Source organism: Paenibacillus tabacirhizosphaerae (assembly GCF_040812395.1).
Taxonomy (GTDB): Bacteria; Bacillota; Bacilli; order Paenibacillales; family NBRC-103111; genus Paenibacillus_E.
The window spans coordinates 1-978 of the sequence record NZ_JBFNXH010000075.1 but is presented as its reverse complement, the minus strand read 5'-3'; the positions used below and the strand labels follow the sequence as shown (position 1 = coordinate 978).

Below are 978 nucleotides of genomic sequence, written 5' to 3'. Positions count from 1 at the left end.
CAAACTATAGGCGCAGGCACAGGGAAACAAAGCTTCCAATACGACACTTACAGTCGATTGTGGAAATCGCAAGATGAACGTGGTAATACGACGGAATATCAATATGATCCATGGAATCGAATCAAGCAAGTGATCTATCCTAATGCTTCGGAGTTCATCGAATACGATGATATTAATCGTACAAAAATTACCCAAGATGGAGAGGGAAATCGAGTACGCGAAACGTATGATGGTTTGGGTAGAACGACGCAGGTAGCTCGTTGGAAGACTGAAAATGGAACAAGCAACTGGGCTCAACTCTCCAGTGTTAAGAAATATGACTACGTGGGACACGCCCTGGAAGCAACAGACGCAAATGATACTCATTTAACCAAGAATGCATTTGATCTATTCGGCAGATTAACCTCTGTAGAGGATGCCAACCAGAAGAAAACAGCATATTCATACGGTCTTGCTAACCAAATAACGCAAGTGCAATACGCAGATGGAAATCAAGTACAGAAGCAGTATGACGAAATGGGACGTATGATTTGGAAGAAGGATCCTTCCGGACTCATTGACAAGTATTATTACGATGGCAACAGTAATTTGATCAAGCAAGTAGATCGTAAAGGTCAGAACTTAGAGTACCAATACAACACTCGTAATTTTCTTGAAAATAGTATCTCAGCCAATGAGACCATCGGCTACCATTATGATGCAGCGGGAAGACGATTGTGGATGCAAGATGGCACTGGAAAAACGTCATTCAAGTATTATCCTGCAACGGGGCTACTTGATACTATGACGTATCCAGATGGAAGAATAATCAAGTACGGCTATGGCAGTGAAGGATTAGGAAATCGGGTAACCATGACGGATCCATTTGGTTATAATACAGTCTATGAACCAGATAATCGCAATCATCTAAAAAGTGTGGGTGAAGTACTCAATAATTGGGACGCTACCTATACGTATAAGAAAAATGGGCTGCTCGAT

1 pseudogene is annotated in these 978 nt (G+C 41.7%); it reads left to right on the top strand.

What is annotated here, in order from left to right:
* Window positions 1-978: pseudogene (locus tag ABRS97_RS28020) on the top strand (type IV secretion protein Rhs); the annotation flags it as partial.